Below are 23767 nucleotides of genomic sequence, written 5' to 3'. Positions count from 1 at the left end.
GTTCCATGTCCGCTGCACAGAGCGGTACCGGGCCGGTCGTGGCCGGTTTCGACGGTTCGCCCGAAGCTCGCCGCGCCGTCCGCTGGGCGGTCGCCGAGGCGAAGACCCGCGAGCTCGGCCTCGTCCTGGCGTACTGCACCCGTGACCGGCTTCCCCCGCCCGGCTCGGACCCGGTCGCGACACCGCTGAACGAAGCGGTCCCCCAGGCCGCCGACGACGCGGCGGAAGTCGAACCCGCGCAGCGGCAACTCGCTTCGATGGCCGAAGCCCTCAAGCGCTCCGACCCTGACCTCGACGTCCGCACGGTCGTCCGCGGCGGCACCCCGGAGGAGGTCCTGACCTCGGTCGCCGACGAGGTGGACGCGGCGATGATCGTGCTGGGGGAATCCCACACCGGGTTGTTCACCAGGGCCGTCCTCGGCTCGACCGAATCCGGCGTGACCAAGACCGCCGGACGTCCCGTCGTGGTCGTGCGCGGGGAGGAGCCGCCGCCGGGCGGGCCGGTGATCCTCGGCACCGACGGTTCGGAGCAGAGCGCGCAGGCGGCCGGGTTCGCGTTCGACTTCGCGGCCCGTCACGGGCTCACCCTGCACGCGGTCCACGTCGCGCGGATGCCGATCTGGGGGCCGGCGAGCGAGCCTCTGCTCGGCGGCCCGGTTCTGGATCCGGCACCCGGCCTCCCCCAAGAGGCCGCCGACGAACTCGTCGCCCGGCAGCTCGAACCGTGGCGGGAGCGCTATCCGGATGTGCCCGTGGAGACGGTCCACGGGGTTGGGCCCGCCTCGCAGGCGCTGACCGTGCAGTCCAGTGAGGCCGCGCTGCTGGTGCTCGGCCGGAGCGATCACGGCGATCTCCGGCGCCTGCTGCTGGGCTCGGTCAGTGACGAGGCGCTGCACCACGCGCACTGCCCGGTGGCGGTGGTCCGTAGTCAGCCGGTCGGCTGAGTACGGAACGTCACGGCGAGGTCAGTTCTCCGAGCGTTCGCTGGGAAACGCGCAGTTCGGCGGCCATCAAGAGGCCACCCGTTCGGGCCTGCGCGAGCGCGTAGCCGACGTCGGAGACCTTGTCCCAGGCCTCGCCCGGCGTGTCACCCGCACCCACCTGGCCGGCCAGCAGGCTCTCTTCGAGCTGCTTCTGCAAACCCGGCAAGACGTTGGCGAGGTCGTCGGCGAGCCGCTGCAACGCCCCGATGGTGCGGCAAAGGTCGGCGGGCGAGGCGGGCTCGTCGTCCTGCAGCCTGCCGTACAGATGACGCACGACCGTCCCCGCCTGTGCGGCCAGCAGGTACGGCGGCTCCTCCGACTTCGGACTCATGCCCGGAAATACCCCGTCCACGACCTGCGAAAACAAGTTTGTGCCGAACGGGCCGGGGGTATCAGCGGTTGTGAACAAGGACGTGCTCACCTTCGGGGTCGAGGAAGAGTTCTTCGTGGTAGACCGGGCCGGTCACCTCTCCCCTGCCGGCGACGCCGTCGTCGACGCCGCGGACGAAGACGAAGGCGAACTCCAGCAGGAACTCACCCGCTCCCAAGCCGAATCGGCGACCGGAATCTGCACGACTCATGACGAGGCCGAGCGGCAGCTGACGGCGATGCGGGCGGAACTGGCACAGGCCGCCGTCCGCCGGGGCTGCCGTCTGCTGCCCAGCGGCAGCGCGCCGCTCGCGGAGACGACGTTGCCCGCCATCACCCCGAATCCGCGCTATGAACGGATGTCCGAGCATTTCGGGGCGACCGCGCGGACGTCGCACACCTGCGGCTGTCACGTCCACATCGCCGTCCCCGACCGGGAAACCGGGATCCGGGTGATCAACCACGTCCGGCCCTTCCTGCCCGCGCTGCTGACCGTGACCGCCAATTCCGCGATCTGCGACGGGTACGACACCGGGTACTCCAGCTGGCGCTACCAGCAGTGGAACCGCTGGCCTTCGGCCGGTTCGCCGCCGCTTTTCGCCTCGCTGGACCACTACGAGACCATCGTCGACGCCTGGCTCCGGGCGGGCGCCATCCTCGATCGCGCGATGGTCTATTGGGACGTGCGGCTTTCCGAGAAGCAGCCGACCGTGGAGTTCCGGCTCGGCGACGTCGCGGCCACCGCCGGTGAAGCGGCCCTGTTCGGGGTGCTGATCCGCGGACTGGTCGGCACGATCCTCGCGACGGAGGAGCAGCCCGCGGAGCTGTCCAACGAGGTCCTTCGGGCGCAGATCTGGCGCGCGTCACGGGAAGGCCTCTCCGGCCGCTGCCCGCATTTCCGGACCGGCGACCTCGCTCCGGCGAGCGGGGTGCTCGACGACGTCGTCGCCTTCGCGGCCGGCGCCCTCGAAGAGACGGGTGACCTCGATTTCGTCCGCGACGGCTGCGCCCGGCTCGCCGCCGAGGGCAGCGGGGCGGACCGGCAACGGGCCCGGTTCGAGAAGCGAGGACGTCCGGAAGACGTCGTGGACCTCTTGGCGGTCCGGCCGGGCTAGCGGTGTCCCTGCACCGTGCCGGAAGACCGAACTCACGTGATCCGTCCCCGCGCACGTGCGGTCAGTCCGGCCTGGGGGCCGCGTGAAGAGCGGGTAACCGAAAAGCAACGTGGCTACACCGCTTTCACGAGCGTCCGGTCCACGAGATGCGCGATCTCTTCCAGCGCCAGCTTCGCTTCCGGGATCGAGGCCAGCATCCACGCGTGGATCATGCCCTCGTACTCGTGATAACTCAGCGGTACGCCTTGTTCGGTGCACAGCGTGTGGAGGCGCCGGGCGTCGGAAAGGAGGACGTCCTTCGTGCCGATGTGGACAGTGAGTGTCCCAAGCCCGGAGAGGTCACCGGACACCGGGCTGAGCCTGGGATCGGTCCGCGGCAACTGTCCACTGTAGAGCCTGGCCGCCTCGTTCAGGCCGGTGAGCGCGAGGTACGGGTCACGCTTGTCCAGCGCGGGCTGCGCCGGATGGCTCATCGTCAGGTCCAGCCACGGCGACAACAGGACGGTCTCCTTGGGCACCGGCCTTCCCTCGTCCCGCAACGCCTTGGTGAGCGCCAGCGCGATCCCCGCACCGGCCGAATCCCCCATCACGATCCGGTCCTCCGGGTCGACGCCGACGGCGAACTCGTCATGGGCACGGCGGACGAACTCGATGGTCTCCGGGCACTGGTGGTCCGGGGCCAGCGGGTAGATCGGCACGGTGACCGAGCAGCCGGTGCGGTCGATCAGCCGTCCGAAGAACCGCCAATGGTCGTGCTGGATCTGGTGCACGTACGCGCCGCCGTGGAAGTACAGCACGTGTTTGCCGTCTCCGCCGCCGCGCGGGCGGATCGTGTAGACCGGTCGTCCGTCCACTTCGGACCGATGGACGTCGAACCGGCGCCGGATCGAGCGGATCGGCCCCTGATCGCCCTTCGCCTGGCTGCTTTCGATACTCCGGCGGAACCGGTCGAGCTCGGCGTAGGTGCGCTTCCGGTTGGTGAGGCGTAGCCACGCGAGCAGCGACTTCGCCTGGAGACTCGGCTTAGACTTGATCACGGGGAACCGTCCGATGCCAGTTGCGGGAGAACGTCCGTCGCTCGCCTTCGTAGGCGTCGAGCTGCGCGTCGATCACGAACTCCGTGGGAGTGCAGGAAACCCGGGTGCGGGTCTCGGAACGCGCTTCCCAGTCACCGCGGCCGAACGTCATCGACCAGGACGTCTCCGCCACCGGGGAACAGAAGTCGTCGGCCACCCACGAGTAGCACTCGAAGACGTTCCTGGTGACGTCGAGATCGATGTCGTCGAACCGGACCTTGCCCTCGTTCTTGACGATGTCGAGCGAGGACCGGTAGTCGATCAGGTCACGGGAGACCGTCCAGCGCTGCTCGCCGGGCTCGATCTGGGTCGCGGGCAACGGTTCCGTCCCCTCCGGTTCGCCGAACGGCCGCGCCGGGACCTCGTCCGCTTCCGCCATCGGCCGCACCGGTAGCGTGAGCGTGCTCTGTCCCGTGTGGACGGTCACCATCGCCGGTTCCGGCGGCGGCCACGCCAGCGGCCAGTACGACGACGAGAGCGACAGCCGGATACGGTGCCCCGCGGGGAACGCCTGTGCGACGGCGTTGAGCTCGACGCGCACCCGGTACCGCTCGCCCGGTTCCAGCGGCCGCGGGTCTTCGTGCCCGTCCCGGTGGGTCAGGTTCAGCAGCCCGTAGGTCACGCGCGTGGCCCTGCCGTCCGGGGCGACGTCGGACAACCGGACAGCGACCTGCGCCACCGGTTTGTCCGCGGAGACCTCCAGATCCACCACCGGCGAACCGAGGATTTCACACGGCTCGGTGAGTTCGTCGGTGTCGAAGACGAGCGAGCCGCCGTCCTCCTCCCGCTGGTCGTACGGCAGGTCGGGCGGGGCGCTGTAGGAAGCCCACTTCCCGGCGAACTGGCCGACCGAAAGCGGCGACTCCACCGACAGGTTCTCCGCCGGGACGTCCTCACCCGGCCGGGCGATCCGGTGCCGGGCGAGCCGATGCTCGGACGGGTGCACATGCGGCGACGGCCAGACCGGTTCGCCCACCCAGCGGCCGGGACGGTCCTCGTACGAGGTCGACGGCGGGACGCTGTCCTGCATCCAGGTCTGCAGCATCGGCCCGTCCATGACGCCGTTCTCGACGTCCTTCAGCCAGTGGTCCCACCAGCGGACCAGTTCCTGCAGGTACCCGATGGCGGGGCCGGGCTGTCCGAGATGCGGGTACTTGTGGGACCACGGCCCGATCAGCCCGCGCCGGGGTACGTCGAGATTGGCCAGCAGCCGCGAAACCGCGTTGGAGTACCCGTCCGCCCAGCCACTGGAGGCGAGGACTGGAACCTGGACGTCGCTGTAGTTCTCGCAGACCGACGCGTGCCGCCAGTAGTCGTCCCGGCGCTGATGGGTCAGCCATTCAGCGGCCCACAGGCTGCAGTTCTCCAGCCGTTCGTGCCACAGTTCGCGCCACCGCTCACCCGCGAGCGCGGGGTCGGGCGGCAACGTGGCGTAGGCGAACATCGTGGAGGCTTCGGCGACGTTGTCCGAGAGCAGGCAACCGCCCATGTAGTGCATGTCGTCGGAGTAGCGGTCGTCGGTGAACTACGAGATCGCGATCGCGGTCAGGCTCGGCGGTTTGCGCGCCGCCACCTGCAAGGCGGCGAACCCGCCCCACGAGATCCCCATCATGCCGGTCCGGCCGGAGCACCACGGTTGCGCGGCGATCCACTCCAGGACGTCCTCCGCGTCGAGTTGCTCCCGCTCGAGGTACTCGTCGGTGAGCACGCCCTCCGACTCTCCTGAGCCGCGGATGTCGACGCGGACACAGGCGTAGCCGTGCCCCGCGAGGTACGGGTGGTGCACCGAGTCCCGCACCGAGGTCAGGTCACGGTGGCGATACGGGATGTACTCCAGGATCGCGGGGACCGGCTCACCGTCGGAAGCGACCGGCCGCCAGATCCGGGCCGACAGCCGGACGCCGTCGGAGACCGGGATCCAGACGTGGTCCTCCTCGGTGATCTCGTACGGCAGCGAGGCCACCGTCCGCATAGGCTATTCCTCCTCGAAGTCGAACCGCAGCGCGTCGACGCACCGGCGGTATTTGCTCTCCATCTCCCGTTCGGTCTGTGCCGCCACGAAGATGTGCGCGAGCTCGTAGCTGTAACTGTCCTGTTCGGGCAGGTCGGAGAGCCGGATCCCCTTCTCGGCCACCGGCTCGATCTTCACCCCCGGGATCTCCGCCTCCAGGTCCGCGATCTCGCCGCGGGTGGGCACCCGGGTGACCAGCCCGTCGCGGAAACGGCGGTGGTACCACTTGCCCGCGATTCGGTAGTCGCCCCGGTTCCGCCGCGTCCGGGGATCCTGACCGAGGCCAAGCTGGACCATGATCTGGTGGTTCGCCACGCCGTCGACGTATTCGAACAGCTCCGCGTGGGACTGCGAATGCCGCGGGTTGATCTCCAGCAGGCAGGCCTGCCCCGATTCGGGGTGGCAGAAGAATTCGATGCTGAACGTGGCGTTGTCGAAGCCGACCTGCTCCATCACGCGGACGGAGATCTCCTTCATCCGCTCGACGGCGTCCTCGGGCAACTGCGACGGATACTGATGCCGCAGGAAGGAGGTCGTATCGGGGTAGTTGATCGAATCGAGGACACCGTAGACCGTGACCTGTCCTTTGTAGACATAGCCTTCGGTCGCGGCCTGCACGCCGTTGAGCTCACCTTCGGCGAGGCAGGCGGCTCCCCCGGCGGCGGCCACCTCGGCGGGGAGGTCGACCGTGGCGAGAACGCGTTCGAAGGGCTTGCCGACCCGGTCGACACCCGCCCGGATCTCGGCGACGGCCTTGTCGAACGCGCTTTCGTCGGCGACGTGGAAGGCCAGCTCCGACGAGAACGACTTCACCGGCTTGAGCCACATGGGGTAGTCGACGCCCTCCGGCGGCCGAGGGTCGTCCTCGTCCAGATCGACGATGCCGAAGGACGGCACCTCGTCGATCACCTTCGACTGCTCCAGGCGGCTCCAGTACTTGTGCTCGCATTTCAGCACGGCTTCGAGCGAAACACCGGGAAGGCCGTACTTTTGGCACAGCATGGCCACCATCGTCGAAGACGGGAAGTCCCAGTAGCTGACGATCGCGTCGATCGAGCCGTCGAAGGCGTCCAGCTGTTGCTCCGCCTTCTCCACCAGCTCCACGATCGGGATCTCACCGTGCTGGAGTTCGTCGGGCGCCAGCAAGGCATGGAAGCGATACCGGTCGGCACCGGGGATTCGTCTCAACACCTCTTCATTGCTGTCGTCGAGACCGATGACGAAGATGTTCTTTTCCTCGGGGGGACTGGAGGATGTGGTCATAGGGCAGTGCTACCCGCTCCGCAGTCCCGGAAAACCCTTGGTTTGCCCCCGTCGCCGCCCGGGAATCCGGCGGTCATGACGGAGTTGCCCGGAACGCGTTCACTGTGGCTCGACACCGCTCCCGCTCCCGATCGCACCGGGACGCCGTTGCCGTCGGAGGTCGACATCGCCGTGCTCGGCGGCGGTATCGCCGGCCTCACGACGGCGTACCGGCTGGCGCGGGCCGGGCGTTCGGTCCTGGTGCTGGAAGCCGGCCGCCTCGCGGCGGGGGTGTCCGGCCACACCACGGCGAAGATCAGCACCCAGCACGGGCTCAAGTACGCCACGCTGGCGAAGACCAAAGGCTCCGAAGCGGCCGCGACGTACGCGTACACGCAGGCGGCCGCGTTGGACTGGATCGCCGCGGCCACGGCCGAACTCGGCATCGACTGCGGGTTCACCCGCGCCGACAGTTTCGTCTACACCACCCATCCCGGGACGATCGAAAGCCTCGAACGTGAAGCGGAAGCGGCCGCCGAGGCCGGACTCCCGGCCTCCTACGTCACCGAGGTCGATCTTGACGTGCCCGCCCTCGGAGCGGTGAAGTTCGCGTCACAGGCGCATTTCCACCCGCGCCGCTGGTTGCTCGCCCTGGCGGACGAGATCGAACGTGCGGGAGGCACGATCGTCGAGGGTGTGCGGGCGGAAGGCGTCGACGAACTCGGCGGCACCACCGTACGCACCAGTTCCGGTGACGTGCGGGCGAGCGAGGTCGTGGTGACGACCCATTACCCGGTGTTCGACCGCGGCCTGTTCTTCGCCCGGCTCGACCCGGTGCGCGACCTGGTGGTCGCCGGGCCGGTCGAGGGCGACCGCCCGCCGCAGGGGATGTATCTCGACGCCGACACCCACCATTCCGTGCGGAGCTACCTCAAGGACGGCGTCCCGTACGCCGTCGTGGGCGGCGAGCATTACCGTGTCGGCGACTCGGTGGACGTCGAAAGCCGCTACGAACGGCTGGCGAGCTGGGCGAGCGAGCACGCGGCCGTGCCCCGGGTCACCCATCGGTGGTCCGCCCACGATTTGTCCACATTGGACTCCGTGCCGTATGTCGGGCGCTATCACCCGGCGAGCCACCATCTCTGGGTCGCCACCGGCTTCGGCCAGTGGGGGATGACCGGCGGCACCGCGGCCGGGCTGCTGCTCGCGGATCTCCTCACCGGACGCGACAACCCGTCCGCGGGTCTGTACGACCCGAACCGCTTCGACCTCCGGTCCGCGATCTCCTCGGTGGAGAACAACGCCACCGTGGCGAAGTTCCTGGTCGGCGACCATCTCAGCGCGTTGCGCAAACCCGCCGCCGTGGACGAAATCCTGCCCGGTGAGGCGAAGGTGACCCGTGACGGCGGCGAACTCGTCGCCGCCTACCGCGATCCGGGCGGCGAACTGCACGCCGTCGGCGCCCATTGCACTCATCTGGGCTGCCTCGTCGCGTTCAACAACGCCGAGAAGACCTGGGACTGCCCTTGCCACGGTTCGCGGTTCGGTCTGGACGGGTCGGTGATCCAGGGGCCGGCCGTGCGCGCACTGCCGAAGAAGCGGGAGCGGTGATGACCGGGATCGGTATCGAAGAAGAGTTCCTGCTGGTCGACCCCAGGACCGGGGTGAGCTGCCCCAGAGCGGAGGCGGTGCTCGAACGGCACCGGATCTGCTGTCCGCTGCCGGACGGCGCCGCGGTCCACCGCGAACTGCGGCCGACGCAGATCGAGGCCGCCACCGGGATCTGCGAAACCGCCGACGAGCTGTACGAGCATCTGACCGCCGGGCGCCGCACGCTCGCCGAAGCGGCCGCGGGCGAGGACTGCGCCATCATCGCCGCCGGCACTCCCCCGCGTCCTTCCCCGGAGCGCGACTACGGTGCCGACGACCGGTTCGGCAAGGTCGACGCGCTGTACGCGGGCGTGGTGAAGGCGTACGAGGCCTGCGGGTGTCACGTTCATGTCGGCGTGCCCGACCGGGAGACCGCGGTCGCCGTCGTCAACCATCTGGGTGAATGGCTGCCCACGTTGCTGGCGCTGTCGGGCAACTCGCCCTTCGAGGGCGGCCGCGACACCGGCTACGAGAGCTGGCGGATGGTCGAGCAGAGCCGTTTCCCCGGCTCCGGCGTCGCGCCGTACTTCGCCGACGCCGCCGCCTACGAGGAGCAGGTCGGACAGCTGGTGGACTGCGGTGTCCTCGTGGACGAGAACCAGACCTTCTGGCTCGCGAGGCCTTCCTCGCGGTGGCCGACGGTCGAGGTCCGCGCCGCCGACACCGCCTCCACCGTCGACGAAGCCGTCCTTCAGGGCCTGCTGACCCGTGCGCTGGTGCACACCACCCTCGCCGACTTGGATCGCGGGGTGGAGGCCACTCCGCTGGATCCGCAGATCGCGGCCGCCGCGGTGTGGTCGGCCGCGCGGCATGGTCTTTCGGGACCGGCCGTCGATCCGGTGGCGGGCAAGCCGGTCCCCGTGGGCGACCGGGTCGCCACGCTGCTGGCGCATACCAAGCAAGCACTGGAGGACACCGGCGACACGGAGCTCGTCCGCGCCCTTCTCGGGCAGCTGGAACGCGAGGGCACCGGCGCCCAACGGCAGCGCCGGGCCGCCGCCGACGGCGAGATCGCGGTCCTGCGGATGCTCACCGAAGAGACGGTTCCGCACGGCTAGATCGGGTACTCCCGGGGCATGACGACGATCGACCGAGAGGTGGCCGCGAGGCTGCCCGAGATCCGCGGCCCGCTCTCGGCCGCCGTGGTGGACACCCTGGCGGGTGGCCGCCGTGACGACTTCCACCTGGAGACGGCGACCGACGCCGATCCGTTCGGTGAAGACCTGCAGCTGGCGCTGCACGTCTGCTACGAGCTGCACTATCAGGGCTTCGACGGCGTCGAAGCCGACTGGGAATGGGACTCCCGCCTGCTCGGTTTCCGGTCCGTCCTGGAGCACGCGTTCCTCGACGGGATCCGCGCCGCCGTACCCGGCGGGAACGACGTCGGCGGGCTGCTGGACGAGTTGCTCGTCGAACCGGTCGACGGTGACGGCGTTTCGCATTTCCTGCGCGACGAGGGCGAGTGGTGGCACGTCGAGGAGTACTTCGCGCATCGGTCGATCTACCACCTCAAAGAGGCCGATCCCCACGCTTGGGTGATCCCCCGGCTACGGGGCAGGGCCAAGGCGGCGCTGGTCGCCGTGGAGTTCGACGAATTCGGCGGCGGGCGGGCCGAGCAGGCGCATTCCCGCCTGTTCGCGGATCTGCTGGCCGCCGCGGGCCTGTCCTCCGGGTACCTCGCCTACCTCGACCACGTCCCCGCCACCATGCTCGCGACGGTGAACATGATGTCGCTGTTCGGCCTGCACCGGAGCCTGCGCGGCGCGCTCGTAGGGCATTTCGCCGCCGCCGAGATCACCACCGGGCCCGCCGCCAGGCGCATGGACCAGGCGCTGGAACGTCTCGGCGGGGCCCCCGAATGCCGCTACTTCTACACCGAGCACATCGAGGCCGACGCGGTGCACGAGCAGGTGCTGCGGCACGACGTCGTCGGCGACCTGCTCGACCGGGAACCGGAACTGGCGGCGGACATCGCGCTCGGCATTCAGGCCACCGACCTGCTGGAGGGCCGGCTGACCAGGCACCTGCTCGACGCCTGGTCAGCCGGGGAGAGCTCACTCCTCAGGCCGCTGCACCCCTTGCCGTGAACGGCGGCGATGGCTGGTGTCGCAGAACGGGTAGCGCTTGCTGCGGCGGCAGGCGCAGAGCGCGACCACGAAGCGATCCGAGGTCACCGTCTCGCCGTCTTCGGTGAGGATCTCGACCGGCCCCTCCACCAGGAGGGGCCCGCCGGGTTCGATCCGGACCCTGGTCTCACGGCCGGTCGGCACGGATCACCACCAGTTCCTCGTGCCGCTGCTCGGCGCCGATCAGGCCCGCCGCTTCGAGGAACGCCGCCCGCGCCCGCATGACCGGTCCGAAGGGGATCGACCGGGTGGCGACCACCGAAGGCGTCATTCCCGCCGCCCGCAGCTGCTCCAGCGACTTGTCGGGGCCGGCGACCGAGGAGTGGACCATCATTAGATAGCCGCCCGGCGCCACCAGGGACGCCGCCCCGGCGCACACCTGGTCGAGCACGATCCGGCCGTCCGGCCCGGCGTCCCACGCCCGCGCGGCCCCCGCCGCCGGCACCGGCGACGGCACGTACGGCGGGTTCGCCAGCACGACGTCGAACGGCCCACCGCGCGCCGCTTCGGCGAGGCTGCCCCGAAGCGGCCGGACCGGAAGCCGGCGCAACCGCGAATTGACCCAGACCGCGGCCAGCGCCCGCCGGGAGATGTCCACCGCGGTCACCGACCCCGCGCCGTGCGCCGCGGCCGCCAGCGCGAGGGCGCCGGTCCCGGTGCAGAGGTCGAGAACTCTTGCCCCGGCGGGCATTCCCGACGTGCTCAACGCGCTCGCCAGCATCCAGGTGTCGTGTTGCGGCCGGTACACCCCCGGTGGCCGCAGCAGCCGAGGCCGCGCCGGGGCGAGTGGAATCGCTGCTGCATTGGAGATCGCGGTCATGGCCCCTCCGGGTTCGCCGATGTTGCTCCCGGCTACCCCGGACGTGCGGAGCCAAACGTCCACAATGGTCTGCGATCCGAGGGTTGGACACGCCGGGAAGAGGGTAGCCGCAGGACAACGACCGAAGGAGGCCCCATGGAGAAAAAGGGCGACCCCGGCGACAAGCGGGACGAGGAAGAACGCGAGGAGGTTCGCGGGGAGCAGGGCACCTCGTCCGGTGATCCCCACGACGACACCGACCCCCAATCCGGCTGAGGCGGTGCGCGGAACTCCCCCGGCTCGCCCGGCCGGGGGAGTTTGACGGCGTCCGCATGGGGTATCCGACGGGCTTCTGGCAAAACGGAGGCGTTTCCGATGAACCTGCGTACGACAGGCTTTCTCCTGCGAGCGGTGGTGCTGGTCATCGCAGTGGTCCATCTCGTCCTGGGGGTGCTCGGCTTCTTCTTCCTCCCCGAGGCGAACCAGGCCGGCGAGAACACGGTGTGGATCTTCAGCGCGACCGGGATGCTCGACGTCATCCGCACCGTGCTCGGTGTGCTCGGTTTGGTCGCGGTGCTCAAGCCCTCCGCGATCCCGGCCTACTGCTGGATGGCTTTCGTGGCGTTCGCTGGGCTGACCGCGTTCGGCGTGCTCTCGGCGGGGACGGATATGTCCGGGGACGCCGTCAACCTCAACTGGGCCGACAACGTTCTTCACGCGCTGAGTTCGCTCGCGGCCCTCGTGGTGGGGATCGCGGCCACCCGGGTTTCCGGGCGAAAGCAAAGTAAGCCAAGGGAAAACGTTTAGTCCGTCCACAACGGGCAACCTGGCGGGTATGACGAAAAAGGCCCCGCTTCGGATCCTCCTGTGGCACGTCCACGGATCCTGGACCGAATCCTTCGTGCAGGGCGGGCATCGATACCACCTGCCGCTGCTCGACGAGGGCGGGCCTTGGGGACGGGGTCTCAGCGGCCGTGACTGGCCTTCCGCCGAGGAGATCCCGGTCGACGAGCTGAAGGACCTCGACGTCGACGTCGTCGTTCTCCAGCGGCCCGAAGAGATCCAGCTGGCAGCGCGGTGGCTGCGCCGCCGTCCCGGCAAGGAAGTGCCCGCCGTCTACGTCGAGCACAACACGCCCCGCGAACACGCGGCCACGACCAGGCACCCACTGGTCGATCGGGACGACATCCCGCTGGTCCACGTGACCCACTTCAACGAGCTGATGTGGGACTCAGGGATCGCGCCCACGGTGGTCGTCCCGCACGGCATCCCCGATCCGGGTGAACGCTACACCGGGGAATTCCCCCACGGCGCCGCCCTGATCAACGAACCGGCGAGGCGTGGGCGAATCACCGGAACCGATCTGCTGCCCGCTTTCGCGGAGATCGCACCGGTCGACGTGTACGGCATCGGCAGCGAAGAGCTCGAAGGCCGTCACCCCGCGCTGCGTCCCGGCGGGGACCTGCGCAGCCGGGAACTGCACGCCGAGGTCGCCCGGCGCCGGGTCTACCTGCACACCGCCCGGTGGACGTCGTTGGGGCTCTCGCTGCTCGAAGCGATGCACCTCGGCATGCCGGTCGTCGCCCTGGCGACCACCGAAGCCGTTCTCGCGGTCCCGCCCGACGCGGGCGCCGTCTCGACGGATGTCGAGGTACTGGCGAGGGCCTACCGCGAGTTGATCCATGAACCCGATTTCGCCGTACTGGCGGGGAAGTCCGCACGCGAGTTCGCTCTGAGCCATTACGGCCTCGACGCGTTCCTCGCACGCTGGGAAGCCTTGCTGACCGAGGTGACCGCTTGACCACGCCGACCGCGGCGGGAAGGAGCCCGATGAGGATCGCGATGGTTTCCGAACACGCCAGCCCGCTCGCCGCCCTCGGCGGAGTGGACGCAGGTGGCCAGAACGTCCACATCGCCGAGCTCTCCGCCGCGCTGAGCAGGCAGGGCCACGACGTCACCGTCTACACGCGCCGCGAGAACCGGCGCGTCGCCGCGACGGTCGAGACGCCGGACGGCTACCGCGTCGTCCACGTGCCGGCGGGCCCGGCGAGGAAGCTGCCGAAGGACGAACTGCTGCCGCATATGGGAGAGTTCGGCCGGGTGCTGCGCTCCCGCTGGGCCAAGGACCGGCCGGACGTCGTCCACGCGCATTTCTGGATGTCCGGCCTGGCTTCGATTCTCGCCGCGAAGGATCTCGGCATCCCGGTGACCCAGACCTTTCACGCGCTGGGCGTGGTGAAACAGCGCTATCAGGGCAAAAGGGACACGAGCCCGCCCGAACGGATCCGGCTCGAGCGGATGATCGCCAAACAGGCCGACCGGGTGATCGCGACATGTTCGGACGAGGTCTTCGAACTCGTGCGGATGGGCCTGCCGCGGTCACGGGCTTCGGTCGTCCCCTGTGGAGTGAACCTGACCGAGTTCACCCCGGACGGTGAATGCGCTCCCCGCACGGCTCGCCAGCGGATCGTCAGCGTCGGCAGGCTGGTGCCGCGCAAGGGTTTCGACCTCGCCATCGCCGCGCTGCCCTCGCTCCCGGACACGGAACTGGTCATCGTGGGAGGCCCGGACTCGGGCCCGCTCGCCGAGGCTCCGGAAGTGCGGCGGCTCCGGAAGATCGCCGACCGGGCCGGCGTCGCCGACCGCGTCCACCTGCCGGGACTGGTGTCCCGCGAGAACATGCCCGCACTCCTGCGCTCCGCCGACGCGGTGGTCTGCACGCCCTGGTACGAACCGTTCGGCATCGTGCCGCTGGAGGCGATGGCGTGCGGTGTCCCGGTCGTGGCGACCGCCGTCGGCGGGCTGACCGACACCGTCGTGGACGGCGTCACGGGCCTGCTGGTGCCGCCGCGCAGTCCGAAGGACTTGGCGGGAGCGCTGCGGCGGCTACTCGGCGACGCTTCGGCGCGCGAGTCGTTCGGGATCGCCGGGACCGACCGGGTGCAGGCGCGGTACTCGTGGGACCGGGTGGCCGCGGACACCTTGCGCACCTATGGGCGCGTTTTGAGCGAGGAGAAGGAAGTGGCGGCGGCTTCGCCTTCCTGACCCTGCTGCGCGCGGGTTTGTGCGGTGACGTCGGCTCGCGCGACGTTGCGAAAGAGGCCAGTCCCGACCCGGTCACCCCACGTGCCACGCTGGGGTCACTCTCGTCCACGATCGGGGCTCCGTCGCGCGCGTGCCGCGAAACCCCCGGCCTCGCGCGACCTGGCCTCGGCCACCCCACCCGACGTTGCGAAAGCCACTTTCACAACGTTGAAGGTTGCGAAAGTGGCTTTCGCAACACCCCCGCAGACAGGCCCTGAAAGAGCCCAGTCCCCGACCCACTCACCCCACATACCGTCGCGCGACCGAATTCCGCTGCGACTCCTCCAGCAGCACCAGCCCACGCTCCACTCCCGCCGGGACCACCGCGCGCTCCCGCAGCACCCACGGGATCCCCCGCACCGCTTCCGCCACCGCCGCGAACGTGGCCCGGTCGAAGGGCGCCGAACGCAGTACCGCGACCATCCGGCGCGCGATGCTGCCGAGCGGACGCCGCAGCCACAGCGTCCACAGGGTGTTCCGGATGCCGAGCTGACGGCGCCGCCGCGGGTCGCGGACGGTCGAAGGGGCGTGGTGGATCACCATCTCCTCGTCCCAGCACATCCACCAGCCCTTGGCCGCGAGGTCGAGGGCGAACAGCTCTTCCTCTCCCCCGAGCCACATCCGGTCGGAGAAGCCGCCGACGTCGTGGAACGCGCGGACGCGGACGGCCGACAGGCCCGCCATGACGCCCAGCAGCGCCGGGCCGGGCAGCCAGTCCGGGCCGGGAACCGGGGAGTGTCGCAGTTCCGGGGTGATCGGGTCCTCGGTCAGTGACGGCTCCACCAGGCATAGCCCGGTCACGACACCCAGCCCGGGGTGGGCGTCGAGCTGCTCGACGGCTCGCCGTAAGGATCCCGGCTGCCACCGGGTGTCGTCGTCGCAGAAAGCCACATATGGCGTCTCCACGTCACGGACGGCGAGGTTGCGCGCGACGGCGCCGAGGTTCCGCGGCGAGCGGATCACCCGGATCGACGGGAACCGTTCCTCGACTGCGTCCGCCGTGCCGTCACCGGAAGCGTTGTCCACCACCACGATCGGCGCCGCGTCGGGCAGCGCGGTCATCGAGTCCAGCGTTTCCAGCAGCTGCGCGCGCCGATTGTGCGTGATCACCACGACCGTGAGCCGGTCCGTCACTTCATCCTCCATGGGCGTGTTCCAGAACGCGGATGCGGCGCTCCACCGAAGCGGGCAACCGTTGCCGGTCGCCGAGCGCGCGGGGCAGCCGCCGGAGCACCCCGGCGAGCGCGCCGAGCACGTGTGGTTCCCGGGGGACCCTGGCCAGCGCGCGAAATCCTTCGGCGAGGCATCGGCGCACGGGCCGTCTCATCACCGTGATCAGCATCCGGTTGCGAAGTTCGGCGCGCTCACGCCATGACGGCGACGGCCGCACCGGCGACGGGTGGTGGTGCGCCCGCACGTCCTCCGCGTAGCAGAGCCACCAGCCGCGCGCCGCCAGATCGTAGGACAGCAGACGTTCCTCGGCACCGAAATGCAGCAGGGGGTGGAAGCCCGCGGCCTGCAGATAGGCGGTCCGCCGGACGACCGCGGAACAGGCGAGGAATCCGAGCACCGCGGGTCCGGGGAGCCCATCGGGCCTGCCGAGCGGGCTGGCGGCCATCAACGAGACAACCGGATCCTCCCGCTCTTCCTCCCCCACCAGGGTTTTCGCGGCGACCAGACCGACGTCGTGGTGGGCGTCGAAGATGCGCTCGGCCTCGGCGAGCGCGTCCTCGGCCCACCAGGAATCGTCGTCGCTGAAGGCGACATACGGCGTCCGCGCCACCGCGACCCCGAGATTCCGCGCGGACACACCGATGTTGCGCGGTAACCGGACGACTCGCACCCCCGGGAACGCGGCTGCCACGACCGCCGTGCCGTCGGTCGAGCCGTTGTCCACCACCACGATCGGTGGTGACGGCCGCAGCGCGGTCAGCCGCCGCAAAGTCCGTTCCAGTTCAGGTGCCCGATCACGGGTGGCGATCACCACCGTCGTCGCGGCGGCGCTCATCGCACCGGCCTGGTCTTGAGCGCCTTCACCATGTCCCGCACGAGCCCGTCGTCACCGGGCAGCGCGCGCAGCGCGGCCACCGCCCGGCCCTGCACCGAGGAACACCAGCGCCACCACGAGTCGAGCACACCCCGATCGCCCGCCTCCTCGGCCGGCACGAGGGCGGGCCAGCCGAGCGCGTCGGCCTGGGCGGTGACCTTGCCACCGCCCTTGACCGGGTCGATGGCGAGCGCGGGCACCCCCGCCTGAAGACTCAGTACCAGCCCGTGCAGCCGGGTCGTGACCACGACGTCCAGATGCGACAGGATCGACGTGAACTGGTCCGGCGTCTCACAGCGTTCCCAATCCGACGCCGCCAGCCGCGTGTCGAGCGGCACCCGGGCGCAGTCCACCCCGGCGATCCAGTCCTTCACCGAGGCGTGCACCGCCCCGTGGCGACCGGAGTCGCCGTACTCCCGCTGCTCCGGCGCGAGGATCACTCCCGTCACCAGCACCGTGTCGGTCGGCACGCCGAGGGAGAGATCCGGTGTGCCGACCCCGTCGTGGTCCCGCGCGAAGATCTGATCGAAACCGGTGACCGTGTCGTCCTCCGGATCGATCACCGAGACCCCGACGGCGATCCGATGGCAGTGGGCGAACCTGCGGTGCACCTCACGCACCTGCCTGCCGTGCGCGGGCCCGCAGACGAACACCACGTGGCTGTACAGTGCCGGATCCACCTCTTCGTAGTTCACGTCGTCCGCCCGGTACACCGGGCTCCACGCCAGGTCGTGCGGGAGACCCATCATCGACAGCGCCTCGTCGACCCTGCGCATACTGAGAACGTCTCCTGCCGTCGCCTCGCCATGCCGGAAGCTCGCCCAGCCGATCACCAATGCACGCATATCGGAGGCGTACCCGTCATCTCCTGATTCACACGGTTTTTCCGGCCCTCACCGCGGGTAGCCAGTCGCCATGGACAGAGTGCTGGTGACCGGAGGCGCGGGATTCGTCGGCTCGCATCTGTGCGAACGCCTGCTGGACGCGGGCGCGGAGGTCGTCGCGGCCGACAATTTCGCCACGTCCGTCACGGCCAACGTGGCACATCTCCTCGACCGTCCGGGGTTTCGGCTCCTTTCCCGTGACGTCACCGGGCCGATGAGCGCGCCGGGCCCGTTCGACGTCGTCTTCCATCTGGCGTCGCCCGCTTCGCCCCGCGACTACTTCCGCCTTCCGCTCGAGACGCTGCGCGCGGGCTCGCACGGCACCGAGCGGGCGCTGGACATCGCCGAACGCGACGGTGCCCGATTCGTCCTCGCCTCGACGAGCGAGGTCTACGGGGATCCGCAGGAGCACCCGCAGCGCGAGGAATACTGGGGGCACGTGAACCCGATCGGGCCGCGCAGCGTCTACGACGAAGCCAAGCGGTACGCCGAAGCGCTCACTTCGGCCATGCGCCGGGAACGGGACGTGAACACCGGTATCGCGCGGATCTTCAACACCTATGGCCCGCGTATGCGCCCGGACGACGGCCGCATGATCCCGACGTTCGTCGGCCAGGCGCTGGCGGGCGAACCGCTCACCGTGACCGGCACCGGCGACCAGACCCGTTCTCTCTGCTACGTCGACGACACGGTCCGCGGGCTGCTCGCGCTGGCGGGCTCCGACGTGCCGGGCCCGGTGAATCTGGGCAATCCTCACGAACTCACCGTGCTGCGCATAGCGGAAGAGATCCTGGCCGTCACCGGCAGCGCGTCGCGGATCGAGCATATCGACGCGGCGGTCGACGATCCGGCCCGCCGATGCCCGGATATCTCCCGCGCCCGCCGGGAACTCGGCTGGGAGCCGGACATCCCGCTGACGGAGGGGCTTCCGCGCACCGTCGCCTGGTTCGCGCGGCCGCGGTCCGGCCCGTACCCGGCCGCCGGCTGAGCACGGAACTCGCGTGACTGGAGCCGTAACTCGCGTGATCGGACCCCCGAATGACGGGTCGGACGGCATCCCGAATCCCCCGAGAGACGCTTCGCTCAGTAGCGACGTCCTGGGCTTTCGCGCCGCATCGTTTATCGCCGACCGCACCGGGTAGCGCTACGGGAGTAAGCGCGGGTCACGGCTCGCGTCCTCGACCGGAGAGGTGGCCCGGTGCGCATACTCGGTGTCAACGCCGTTTTCCACGACCCGGCCGCGGCCCTCGTGGTCGATGGCGAAATCGTGGCCGCGGCGGAGGAAGAACGGTTCAGCCGTCGCAAGCACGGCAAGCGTCCGGTGCCGTTCTCCGCTTGGGAACAGCCTGCCGAAGCCGCCGCGTGGTGCCTGGCGGAGGCGGGAATCTCCGCGCAGGATCTCGACGCCGTCGGCTATTCGTACGATCCGGCGCTCGTCGAGCCCGGTCTGGCGGGACACGACGGGAAGAACGAATGCCTCCGCACCGACTTCGCCCACCGGGCTCCCGCGTTCCTCAAGACGGCCTTGCCGGGGCTGGATCCCGCGACCGTCCGGTTCGTCCGGCATCACGTCGCGCACGCAGCCTCGGCCGCGCTCGCCGCGCCGTTCGACGACTGCGCGGTACTGGTGGCCGACGGCCGCGGCGAGAGCACGTCCTATCTCGCGGGCGAGTACCGCGACGGCAAGTTCGAGGAGCTCGCCGAACAACGGCTTCCCCATTCGCTCGGGCTGATGTACGAGGACCTGACCGAGCACCTCGGGTTCGCCCGCTCCAGCGACGAGTACAAGGTGATGGCGCTGGCCTCCTACGGGACGCCCCGGTTCCTCGACCGAATCGCGGAAAGCGTGCACGCCAACGGGCTCGGCTTCCGTACCGACGAGATCGACTGGACCTCGTTCGCGCCCGCGGTCGAGCCGGGGCAGGAACCCGGTCAGGTCCACGCCGATCTGACCGCGAGCGTGCAACGCTGCCTGGAGGACGTGCTGCTCGAACTCGCGGGCAAGATCCACGAGCGCACCGGGCACACCGACCTCGCGATGGCGGGCGGGATCGCGCTCAACTGCGTCGCCAACACCCGGCTCCACGCCGAGGGACCGTTCGACCGGATCTGGGTCCAGCCCGCCGCCGGTGACGCCGGCACCGCGCTCGGCGCGGCGCTGCAGCTCGCGGCCGAATTCGGCGAACGCGGCAGCCCGATGACCGGCGCGGACCTGGGCCGCGGCTTCACCGACGACCAGCTGGAAAACGTGCTCAAGACCGCGAACGTGCGCTACGAGCGGCCGGACGACGTCGCCGAGGCCGTCGCCGAAGCGCTGGCCGAAGACCGGATCGTGGCCTGGTTCCAGGGCCGGTCCGAATTCGGTCCTCGAGCACTCGGCCACCGTTCGCTGCTCGCGCATCCCGGACACGAGGCCAATCTGGAACGGCTGAACGACGTGAAGGGCCGCGAACAGTTCCGCCCCGTCGCCCCGATGGTGCTCGCGGAACGCGCGGGTGACATCTTCTCCCGCGGCCCGCTTCCCAGCCCGTACATGCTATTCGTGCACGACGTCGCGCAGGAGTGGCGCGATCGCCTCCCCGCTGTCACCCACGTCGACGGCACCGCCCGCGTGCAGACCGTCGACGCCGACGGCGATCCGCTCGTGGCACGCATGCTCGGCGCGTTCGAACGGCGCACCGGACTGCCGGCCGTGGTCAACACCAGCCTCAACACCGCGGGCAGGCCGATGGTCGATTCCCCGCGGGACGCGCTGGAGTGCTTCGGTTCGGCCCCCATCGACCTGCTCGCCCTCGGACCTTTCGTGGTCCGCCGTCCCTGATCGTGGAGGTGTGTCGTGATCGAAGAACACTTCGCAGCATTGAGTGAAGCCGCCGGGAAGTCCGCTTCGTGGTCGCCGAAGATCCGTGACTGGGGTGCGCATCTGGCCACCGTGCTGTCCGCCGGCGGACGACTGCTCGCGTGCGGCAACGGCGGGAGCGCCGCCGAGGCGCAGCATCTCACCGGTGAACTGGTGGGCCGGTTCCGCAACGACCGGCAGCCGTTCTCGGCGATCGCCCTGCACGCGGACACCTCCGCCGTGACGGCCATCGTCAACGACTACGGCGAGCACGAGGTGTTCGCCCGGCAGGTGCGCGCGCACGGCCGCCCCGGCGACGTCCTCGTCTGCCTTTCGACCAGCGGCGGCAGCCAGAACGTCGTCGCGGCCGCGAAGGCCGCCCACGAAATCGGCGTGACCACCTGGGCGATCACCGGCCCCTCCCCCAACCCGCTGGCCGCGTTGTGCGCCGACGCGATCCCGGTGGAGGCGCCGTCGATGGCCACCGTGCAGGAGGTCCACCTCGCGCTGGTGCACGCCCTGTGCACGGCGTTCGACCAGGCGCTCGGGGTGCCCACGTGAGGCCGCTGGTCGTGGTGGGCGACGCCCTGCTGGACGTCGACGTCGACGGCACGTCGGACCGGCTCTGCCCGGACGCGCCCGTCCCCGTGGTCGACCTCACCCGCGAATGGCGGCGCCCGGGCGGCGCCGGGCTGGCCGCGCTGCTCGCGGCGCGGTCCACCGCCGAGGTCGTCCTCGTCACCCCGTTGGGTGGCGACCAGGCCGGCCGGACCCTGTCCGGGCTGCTGGAGCGTGAGGTCAGGGTGGTACCGATGCCCTTGTGCGGCACCACCGTCACCAAAACGCGTGTTCGCGCCGCCGGGCAGTCGCTGGTCCGCCTCGACAGCGGCGACGGCAGGGCGGAGCACTCGCCGCTCACCGCCGACGTCCGTGAAGCGCTGCGCTCGGCGGGCGCGATCCTCGTCGCCGATTACGGCCGTGGCGTGACCGGCCATCCGGAGGTCCGCGAGCTGCTCGCCGAACTGGCCCGCACGATCCCGGTCGTCTGGGATCCGCATCCCCGCGGAGCGGAGCCCGTGGCGGGGATCCGGCTCGCCACCCCGAATCTCGCCGAAGCCGAGCAGCTCACCGAAGCCGGCGCGGACGCCGAGGAGCTGGCGAAACAGGTGCACTCGCTTTGGCGGGCCGACGCGGTCTGCGTCACCACGGGCTCGCGCGGCGCGGTGCTGACCGAGGGCGGCTCGTGCACGACCTTCCGGCCGCCGTCAGGCGTCGTCGCCAAGGACACGTGCGGCGCTGGTGACCGTTTCGCGTCCGCGGTCACCGCCGCGCTGCTCGACGGGGCGTCCACCGCCGACGCGGTGGCCACCGGGGTCGAGACGGCCGCGCGCTTCGTCGCCACCGGCGGCGCCGCCACTTTGTCCACTGTGGACAATGAACCGCGGCCGGATACCGCACACCACGGTGCTTCGGCGTTCGATGTGGCCGCGCGGGTCCGCGCGCGAGGCGGCAGGCTCGTCGCCACCGGTGGCTGTTTCGACCTGCTGCACCCCGGGCACGCCAGCCTGCTCCGGCAGGCGCGCGCCTTGGGCGACGCCCTCGTCGTCTGCCTCAATTCCGACGCCTCCGTGCGTGGCCTGAAAGGACCTGGGCGGCCGATCGTGACCGCCCGCGACCGCGCCCGGCTGCTCACCGAACTCACTTCGGTCGACGCCGTCGTGGTGTTCGACGAACCCGATCCCGCAGCGGTGCTGGACCGCCTCCGCCCCGACGTCTGGGTCAAGGGCGGCGACTACGCGGACACGGAGCTCCCCGAAAGCGCCGTCGTGCGCGGGCACGGCGGCGAAATCGTTCTTATCCCGACCATCCGCGGCTATTCCACCTCCCGGCTCGTGGCCGCGGCGGAAGGAGCATGATGCGCTCTCTCGGCAATGTCCTGATCACCGGCGGCGCCTCCGGACTCGGTGCCGCGACCGTCGAAGCCGTCCGTGAAGCGGGTGGTACGCCCCTGGTCGTCGACCGCGCCGAACCGGCGGCCGGCGTCGCCTTCGTCCAGGCCGATCTGGCCGATTCCGCCGCGGCCGCGAGCGCCGTGGACGAACTCGCCGAACGGGCGGGCGGGATCGACGGCGTCTTCACCGCGGCGGGGACGGACGCCTGCGGCGCACTCGACGAAGTGTCCACAGAGGACTGGGAGCGCGTGGTCCGGGTCAATCTGCTCGGCACGGCCGCGGTCGTCCGCGCGGCGCTGCCCCATCTGCGGCTGAGCCACGGCACGGTGGTGACCTGCGCGTCGACGCTGGGACTGCGGGTGGCCGGGGACGCGAGCGCCTACTGCGCCTCGAAATTCGGCGTCGTCGGCCTCACCAGGGCACTGGCCATGGAGCTGGCGGGCCGGGTCGGGGTGACGCTGCTCATCCCCGGAGGCATGCACACGGCGTTCTTCGACGACCGGGCCGAGCAGTACAAGCCGCCGCCGGACGCGAAACTCAACCAGCCCGAGCACGTCGCGGCTTCGGTGGTGTTCGCCCTCTCCCAGCCGCCCGGCTGCGAAGTCCGCGAACTCGTGGTGTGCGCCTCGGAAGAAGGGTCCTGGCCGTGACCGGTGGCATCCTGGTCCTGCGCGCCCTCGGCCTGGGGGATCTGCTCACCGCGGTTCCCGCGCTGCGGGCCCTGCGCCGCGCCTTCGACGGCGAGCGGCTGGTGCTCGCCGCGCCCGAGAACCTGCGCGACATCGTCGAGCTGATCGACGCGGTGGACGAGTTGCTCCCCACGGCCGGGCTCGGCGAACTGTCCTGGCCCGGCGAACCACCGCGGTTGGCGGTCAACCTGCACGGCCGCGGCCCGGAGAGCATCCACGACCTGCTCGCCCAGGACCCGCTCGAACTGATCACCCACCGGCATCCGGACTTCCCCGGCGTCGACGGCCCGGACTGGCCCGCCGAGGCGCACGAAGTCGACCGCTGGTGCCGTCTGCTCGAGGCCGCCCGCGTCCCGGCCGACCGCACCGATCTCGCGCTGCCGCCGCCGCCCGGCCCCAGCCCGGCGGCGGGCGCGGTGGTGATCCATCCCGGTGCCGCGTTCGCCGCCCGGCGCTGGCCATCGGACCGGTACGCGCGGGTGGCGCGGGCGCTCTCCGAGCGGCACCGGGTGGTCGTCACCGGAAACGCGGCGGAAGCACCGCTCGCCCGCGAGATCGCCGAAGCGGCCGGGCTGCCCGCCGACGCGGTGCTCGCCGGCGACGCCGGACTCGCCGAACTGGCCGCGACGGTGGCCGAAGCGAAGCTGGTGATCTGCGGCGACACCGGTGTCGGGCATCTCGCGACCGCGTATGGGACGCCGTCGGTCCTGCTGTTCGGGCCGACCCCTCCGCGGCTGTGGGGCCCGCCTCCCGAAGCCCGGCAGCACACGGTCCTCTGGGTCGGCGATGTAGGCGATCCGCACGGCGAAGCCCCGGATCCGGGGCTGCTGCTCCTTCGCGAGGAACGCGTCCTCGTCGCGGCCGAAGACCTGCTGGCGACCGGGGCTTCCCGTGGGTGAAC

General features: G+C 70.5%; 22 protein-coding genes and 1 pseudogene. 14 read left to right on the top strand and 9 right to left on the bottom strand.

The genetic code is table 11. The features are described 5' to 3' along the window. The first annotated feature begins 5 nt into the window (after window positions 1-5). Window positions 6-944 (top strand): universal stress protein, encoded by a 939-nt coding sequence (locus ACLJQ7_RS20125; protein ID WP_410649713.1) that lies wholly within the window; start codon window positions 6-8, stop codon window positions 942-944. 10 nt (window positions 945-954) lie between these two features. Here the strand turns inward: ACLJQ7_RS20125 and ACLJQ7_RS20120 are convergent, their stop codons facing one another. Next, on the bottom strand, window positions 955-1314 hold the full coding sequence (locus tag ACLJQ7_RS20120) for a hypothetical protein (RefSeq protein ID WP_410649712.1): 360 nt from the start codon (window positions 1312-1314) through the stop codon (window positions 955-957). A gap of 70 nt (window positions 1315-1384) precedes the next feature. Here ACLJQ7_RS20120 and ACLJQ7_RS20115 point away from each other — a divergent pair, with 70 nt between their 5' ends. Beyond that, window positions 1385-2467 carry a glutamate--cysteine ligase gene (locus tag ACLJQ7_RS20115; RefSeq protein WP_410649711.1) on the top strand — a complete coding sequence of 361 codons (1083 nt, stop codon included), beginning with the start codon at window positions 1385-1387 and terminating at the stop codon, window positions 2465-2467. A gap of 113 nt (window positions 2468-2580) precedes the next feature. Here ACLJQ7_RS20115 and ACLJQ7_RS20110 read toward each other — a convergent pair whose 3' ends face one another. The 3 genes and pseudogenes from ACLJQ7_RS20110 to ACLJQ7_RS20100 all read right to left on the bottom strand — a co-directional run bounded on the left by ACLJQ7_RS20110 (window position 2581) and on the right by ACLJQ7_RS20100 (window position 6817). After that, the gene (locus tag ACLJQ7_RS20110; protein WP_410649710.1) at window positions 2581-3504 is read right to left on the bottom strand and encodes an alpha/beta hydrolase; all 924 of its coding nucleotides are present in this window, start codon (window positions 3502-3504) and stop codon (window positions 2581-2583) included. After that, window positions 3491-5515: pseudogene (locus ACLJQ7_RS20105) on the bottom strand (CocE/NonD family hydrolase). Before ACLJQ7_RS20105 ends, ACLJQ7_RS20110 begins: the two are co-directional and overlap by 14 nt. A 3-nt stretch (window positions 5516-5518) precedes the next feature. Continuing rightward, window positions 5519-6817 carry an acetyl-CoA carboxylase biotin carboxylase subunit family protein gene (locus tag ACLJQ7_RS20100; protein ID WP_410649709.1) on the bottom strand — a complete coding sequence of 433 codons (1299 nt, stop codon included), beginning with the start codon at window positions 6815-6817 and terminating at the stop codon, window positions 5519-5521. Window positions 6818-6892: 75 nt separating this feature from the next. On the opposite strand from ACLJQ7_RS20100, the gene ACLJQ7_RS20095 reads away from it, so the two are divergent. The 3 genes from ACLJQ7_RS20095 to ACLJQ7_RS20085 are packed head-to-tail and all read left to right on the top strand — an operon-like array spanning window position 6893 to window position 10533. Further along, window positions 6893-8407 carry an FAD-dependent oxidoreductase gene (locus ACLJQ7_RS20095; protein WP_410649708.1) on the top strand — a complete coding sequence of 505 codons (1515 nt, stop codon included), beginning with the start codon at window positions 6893-6895 and terminating at the stop codon, window positions 8405-8407. Then, on the top strand, window positions 8407-9504 hold the full coding sequence (locus tag ACLJQ7_RS20090) for a glutamate--cysteine ligase (protein ID WP_410649707.1): 1098 nt from the start codon (window positions 8407-8409) through the stop codon (window positions 9502-9504). Before ACLJQ7_RS20095 ends, ACLJQ7_RS20090 begins: the two co-directional genes overlap by 1 nt. A gap of 18 nt (window positions 9505-9522) precedes the next feature. Beyond that, window positions 9523-10533, top strand: a complete 1011-nt coding sequence (locus ACLJQ7_RS20085; protein ID WP_410649706.1) for an iron-containing redox enzyme family protein — start codon at window positions 9523-9525, stop codon at window positions 10531-10533. Here the strand turns inward: ACLJQ7_RS20085 and ACLJQ7_RS20080 are convergent. Together ACLJQ7_RS20080 and ACLJQ7_RS20075 are read right to left on the bottom strand one after the other, a co-directional pair. Further along, the gene (locus tag ACLJQ7_RS20080) at window positions 10501-10716 is read right to left on the bottom strand and encodes a CDGSH iron-sulfur domain-containing protein (RefSeq protein ID WP_410649705.1); all 216 of its coding nucleotides are present in this window, start codon (window positions 10714-10716) and stop codon (window positions 10501-10503) included. The two genes, ACLJQ7_RS20085 and ACLJQ7_RS20080, sit on opposite strands and share 33 nt — an antisense overlap. Then, complete coding sequence (locus tag ACLJQ7_RS20075) at window positions 10700-11392, bottom strand: methyltransferase (RefSeq protein ID WP_410649704.1); 693 nt, start codon at window positions 11390-11392, stop codon at window positions 10700-10702. Before ACLJQ7_RS20075 ends, ACLJQ7_RS20080 begins: the two co-directional genes overlap by 17 nt. Before the next feature lie 354 nt (window positions 11393-11746). Between ACLJQ7_RS20075 and ACLJQ7_RS20070 the strand changes: the two genes are divergently transcribed. Genes ACLJQ7_RS20070 through ACLJQ7_RS20060 form a run of 3 tightly spaced genes read left to right on the top strand, consistent with a single transcriptional unit; the run spans window position 11747 to window position 14416 of the window. Further along, window positions 11747-12178, top strand: a complete 432-nt coding sequence (locus ACLJQ7_RS20070) for a DUF4383 domain-containing protein (RefSeq protein WP_410649703.1) — start codon at window positions 11747-11749, stop codon at window positions 12176-12178. Between the two features lie 28 nt (window positions 12179-12206). Continuing rightward, window positions 12207-13172, top strand: coding sequence for a glycosyltransferase (locus ACLJQ7_RS20065; protein WP_410649702.1), 966 nt, complete (start codon window positions 12207-12209; stop codon window positions 13170-13172). Window positions 13173-13201: 29 nt separating this feature from the next. Continuing rightward, entirely contained in the window at window positions 13202-14416 is a 1215-nt protein-coding gene (locus tag ACLJQ7_RS20060; protein ID WP_410649701.1) for a glycosyltransferase, read from the top strand. Window positions 14417-14695: 279 nt separating this feature from the next. On the opposite strand, the gene ACLJQ7_RS20055 is transcribed toward ACLJQ7_RS20060, so the two are convergent. The 3 genes from ACLJQ7_RS20055 to ACLJQ7_RS20045 are packed head-to-tail and all read right to left on the bottom strand — an operon-like array spanning window position 14696 to window position 17347. After that, window positions 14696-15601, bottom strand: a complete 906-nt coding sequence (locus ACLJQ7_RS20055) for a glycosyltransferase family 2 protein (protein ID WP_410649700.1) — start codon at window positions 15599-15601, stop codon at window positions 14696-14698. Continuing rightward, window positions 15591-16463, bottom strand: a complete 873-nt coding sequence (locus ACLJQ7_RS20050) for a glycosyltransferase family 2 protein (protein ID WP_410649699.1) — start codon at window positions 16461-16463, stop codon at window positions 15591-15593. The genes ACLJQ7_RS20055 and ACLJQ7_RS20050 overlap by 11 nt, the downstream gene beginning before the upstream one ends. Then, complete coding sequence (locus ACLJQ7_RS20045) at window positions 16460-17347, bottom strand: polysaccharide pyruvyl transferase family protein (RefSeq protein ID WP_410649698.1); 888 nt, start codon at window positions 17345-17347, stop codon at window positions 16460-16462. Before ACLJQ7_RS20045 ends, ACLJQ7_RS20050 begins: the two co-directional genes overlap by 4 nt. Window positions 17348-17417: 70 nt before the next feature. On the opposite strand from ACLJQ7_RS20045, the gene ACLJQ7_RS20040 reads away from it, so the two are divergent. From ACLJQ7_RS20040 to ACLJQ7_RS20015, 6 genes are all read left to right on the top strand, one after another. Then, on the top strand, window positions 17418-18374 hold the full coding sequence (locus ACLJQ7_RS20040) for an NAD-dependent epimerase/dehydratase family protein (protein WP_410649697.1): 957 nt from the start codon (window positions 17418-17420) through the stop codon (window positions 18372-18374). A gap of 210 nt (window positions 18375-18584) precedes the next feature. Then, on the top strand, window positions 18585-20207 hold the full coding sequence (locus ACLJQ7_RS20035) for a carbamoyltransferase (RefSeq protein ID WP_410649696.1): 1623 nt from the start codon (window positions 18585-18587) through the stop codon (window positions 20205-20207). A 15-nt stretch (window positions 20208-20222) separates the two neighbouring features. Beyond that, window positions 20223-20786, top strand: a complete 564-nt coding sequence (locus ACLJQ7_RS20030; RefSeq protein ID WP_410649695.1) for an SIS domain-containing protein — start codon at window positions 20223-20225, stop codon at window positions 20784-20786. Next, the gene (locus ACLJQ7_RS20025) at window positions 20783-22141 is read left to right on the top strand and encodes a PfkB family carbohydrate kinase (protein ID WP_410649694.1); all 1359 of its coding nucleotides are present in this window, start codon (window positions 20783-20785) and stop codon (window positions 22139-22141) included. Before ACLJQ7_RS20030 ends, ACLJQ7_RS20025 begins: the two co-directional genes overlap by 4 nt. Further along, window positions 22141-22827, top strand: coding sequence for an SDR family oxidoreductase (locus ACLJQ7_RS20020; RefSeq protein WP_410649825.1), 687 nt, complete (start codon window positions 22141-22143; stop codon window positions 22825-22827). Before ACLJQ7_RS20025 ends, ACLJQ7_RS20020 begins: the two co-directional genes overlap by 1 nt. Continuing rightward, window positions 22824-23765, top strand: a complete 942-nt coding sequence (locus ACLJQ7_RS20015; protein WP_410649693.1) for a glycosyltransferase family 9 protein — start codon at window positions 22824-22826, stop codon at window positions 23763-23765. The genes ACLJQ7_RS20020 and ACLJQ7_RS20015 overlap by 4 nt, the downstream gene beginning before the upstream one ends. Window positions 23766-23767: the final 2 nt, after the last annotated feature.

Origin of the sequence: Amycolatopsis sp. cmx-4-54 (assembly GCF_046548895.1) — a bacterium.
Lineage (GTDB): Bacteria > Actinomycetota > Actinomycetes > Mycobacteriales > Pseudonocardiaceae > Amycolatopsis.
This window is presented reverse-complemented; position numbering and strand designations above follow the sequence as displayed.

Coding starts and splice junctions, on each gene's coding strand:
- ACLJQ7_RS20060 (WP_410649701.1), top strand. CDS start 13,202: ATGAGGATCGCGATGGTTTCCGAACACGCCAGCCCGCTCGCCGCCCTC.
- ACLJQ7_RS20125 (WP_410649713.1), top strand. CDS start 6: ATGTCCGCTGCACAGAGCGGTACCGGGCCGGTCGTGGCCGGTTTCGAC.
- ACLJQ7_RS20055 (WP_410649700.1), bottom strand. CDS start 15,601: ATGGAGGATGAAGTGACGGACCGGCTCACGGTCGTGGTGATCACGCAC.
- ACLJQ7_RS20040 (WP_410649697.1), top strand. CDS start 17,418: ATGGACAGAGTGCTGGTGACCGGAGGCGCGGGATTCGTCGGCTCGCAT.
- ACLJQ7_RS20050 (WP_410649699.1), bottom strand. CDS start 16,463: ATGAGCGCCGCCGCGACGACGGTGGTGATCGCCACCCGTGATCGGGCA.
- ACLJQ7_RS20045 (WP_410649698.1), bottom strand. CDS start 17,347: ATGCGTGCATTGGTGATCGGCTGGGCGAGCTTCCGGCATGGCGAGGCG.
- ACLJQ7_RS20070 (WP_410649703.1), top strand. CDS start 11,747: ATGAACCTGCGTACGACAGGCTTTCTCCTGCGAGCGGTGGTGCTGGTC.
- ACLJQ7_RS20090 (WP_410649707.1), top strand. CDS start 8,407: ATGACCGGGATCGGTATCGAAGAAGAGTTCCTGCTGGTCGACCCCAGG.
- ACLJQ7_RS20100 (WP_410649709.1), bottom strand. CDS start 6,817: ATGACCACATCCTCCAGTCCCCCCGAGGAAAAGAACATCTTCGTCATC.
- ACLJQ7_RS20075 (WP_410649704.1), bottom strand. CDS start 11,392: ATGACCGCGATCTCCAATGCAGCAGCGATTCCACTCGCCCCGGCGCGG.
- ACLJQ7_RS20065 (WP_410649702.1), top strand. CDS start 12,207: ATGACGAAAAAGGCCCCGCTTCGGATCCTCCTGTGGCACGTCCACGGA.
- ACLJQ7_RS20120 (WP_410649712.1), bottom strand. CDS start 1,314: ATGAGTCCGAAGTCGGAGGAGCCGCCGTACCTGCTGGCCGCACAGGCG.
- ACLJQ7_RS20095 (WP_410649708.1), top strand. CDS start 6,893: ATGACGGAGTTGCCCGGAACGCGTTCACTGTGGCTCGACACCGCTCCC.
- ACLJQ7_RS20085 (WP_410649706.1), top strand. CDS start 9,523: ATGACGACGATCGACCGAGAGGTGGCCGCGAGGCTGCCCGAGATCCGC.
- ACLJQ7_RS20020 (WP_410649825.1), top strand. CDS start 22,141: ATGCGCTCTCTCGGCAATGTCCTGATCACCGGCGGCGCCTCCGGACTC.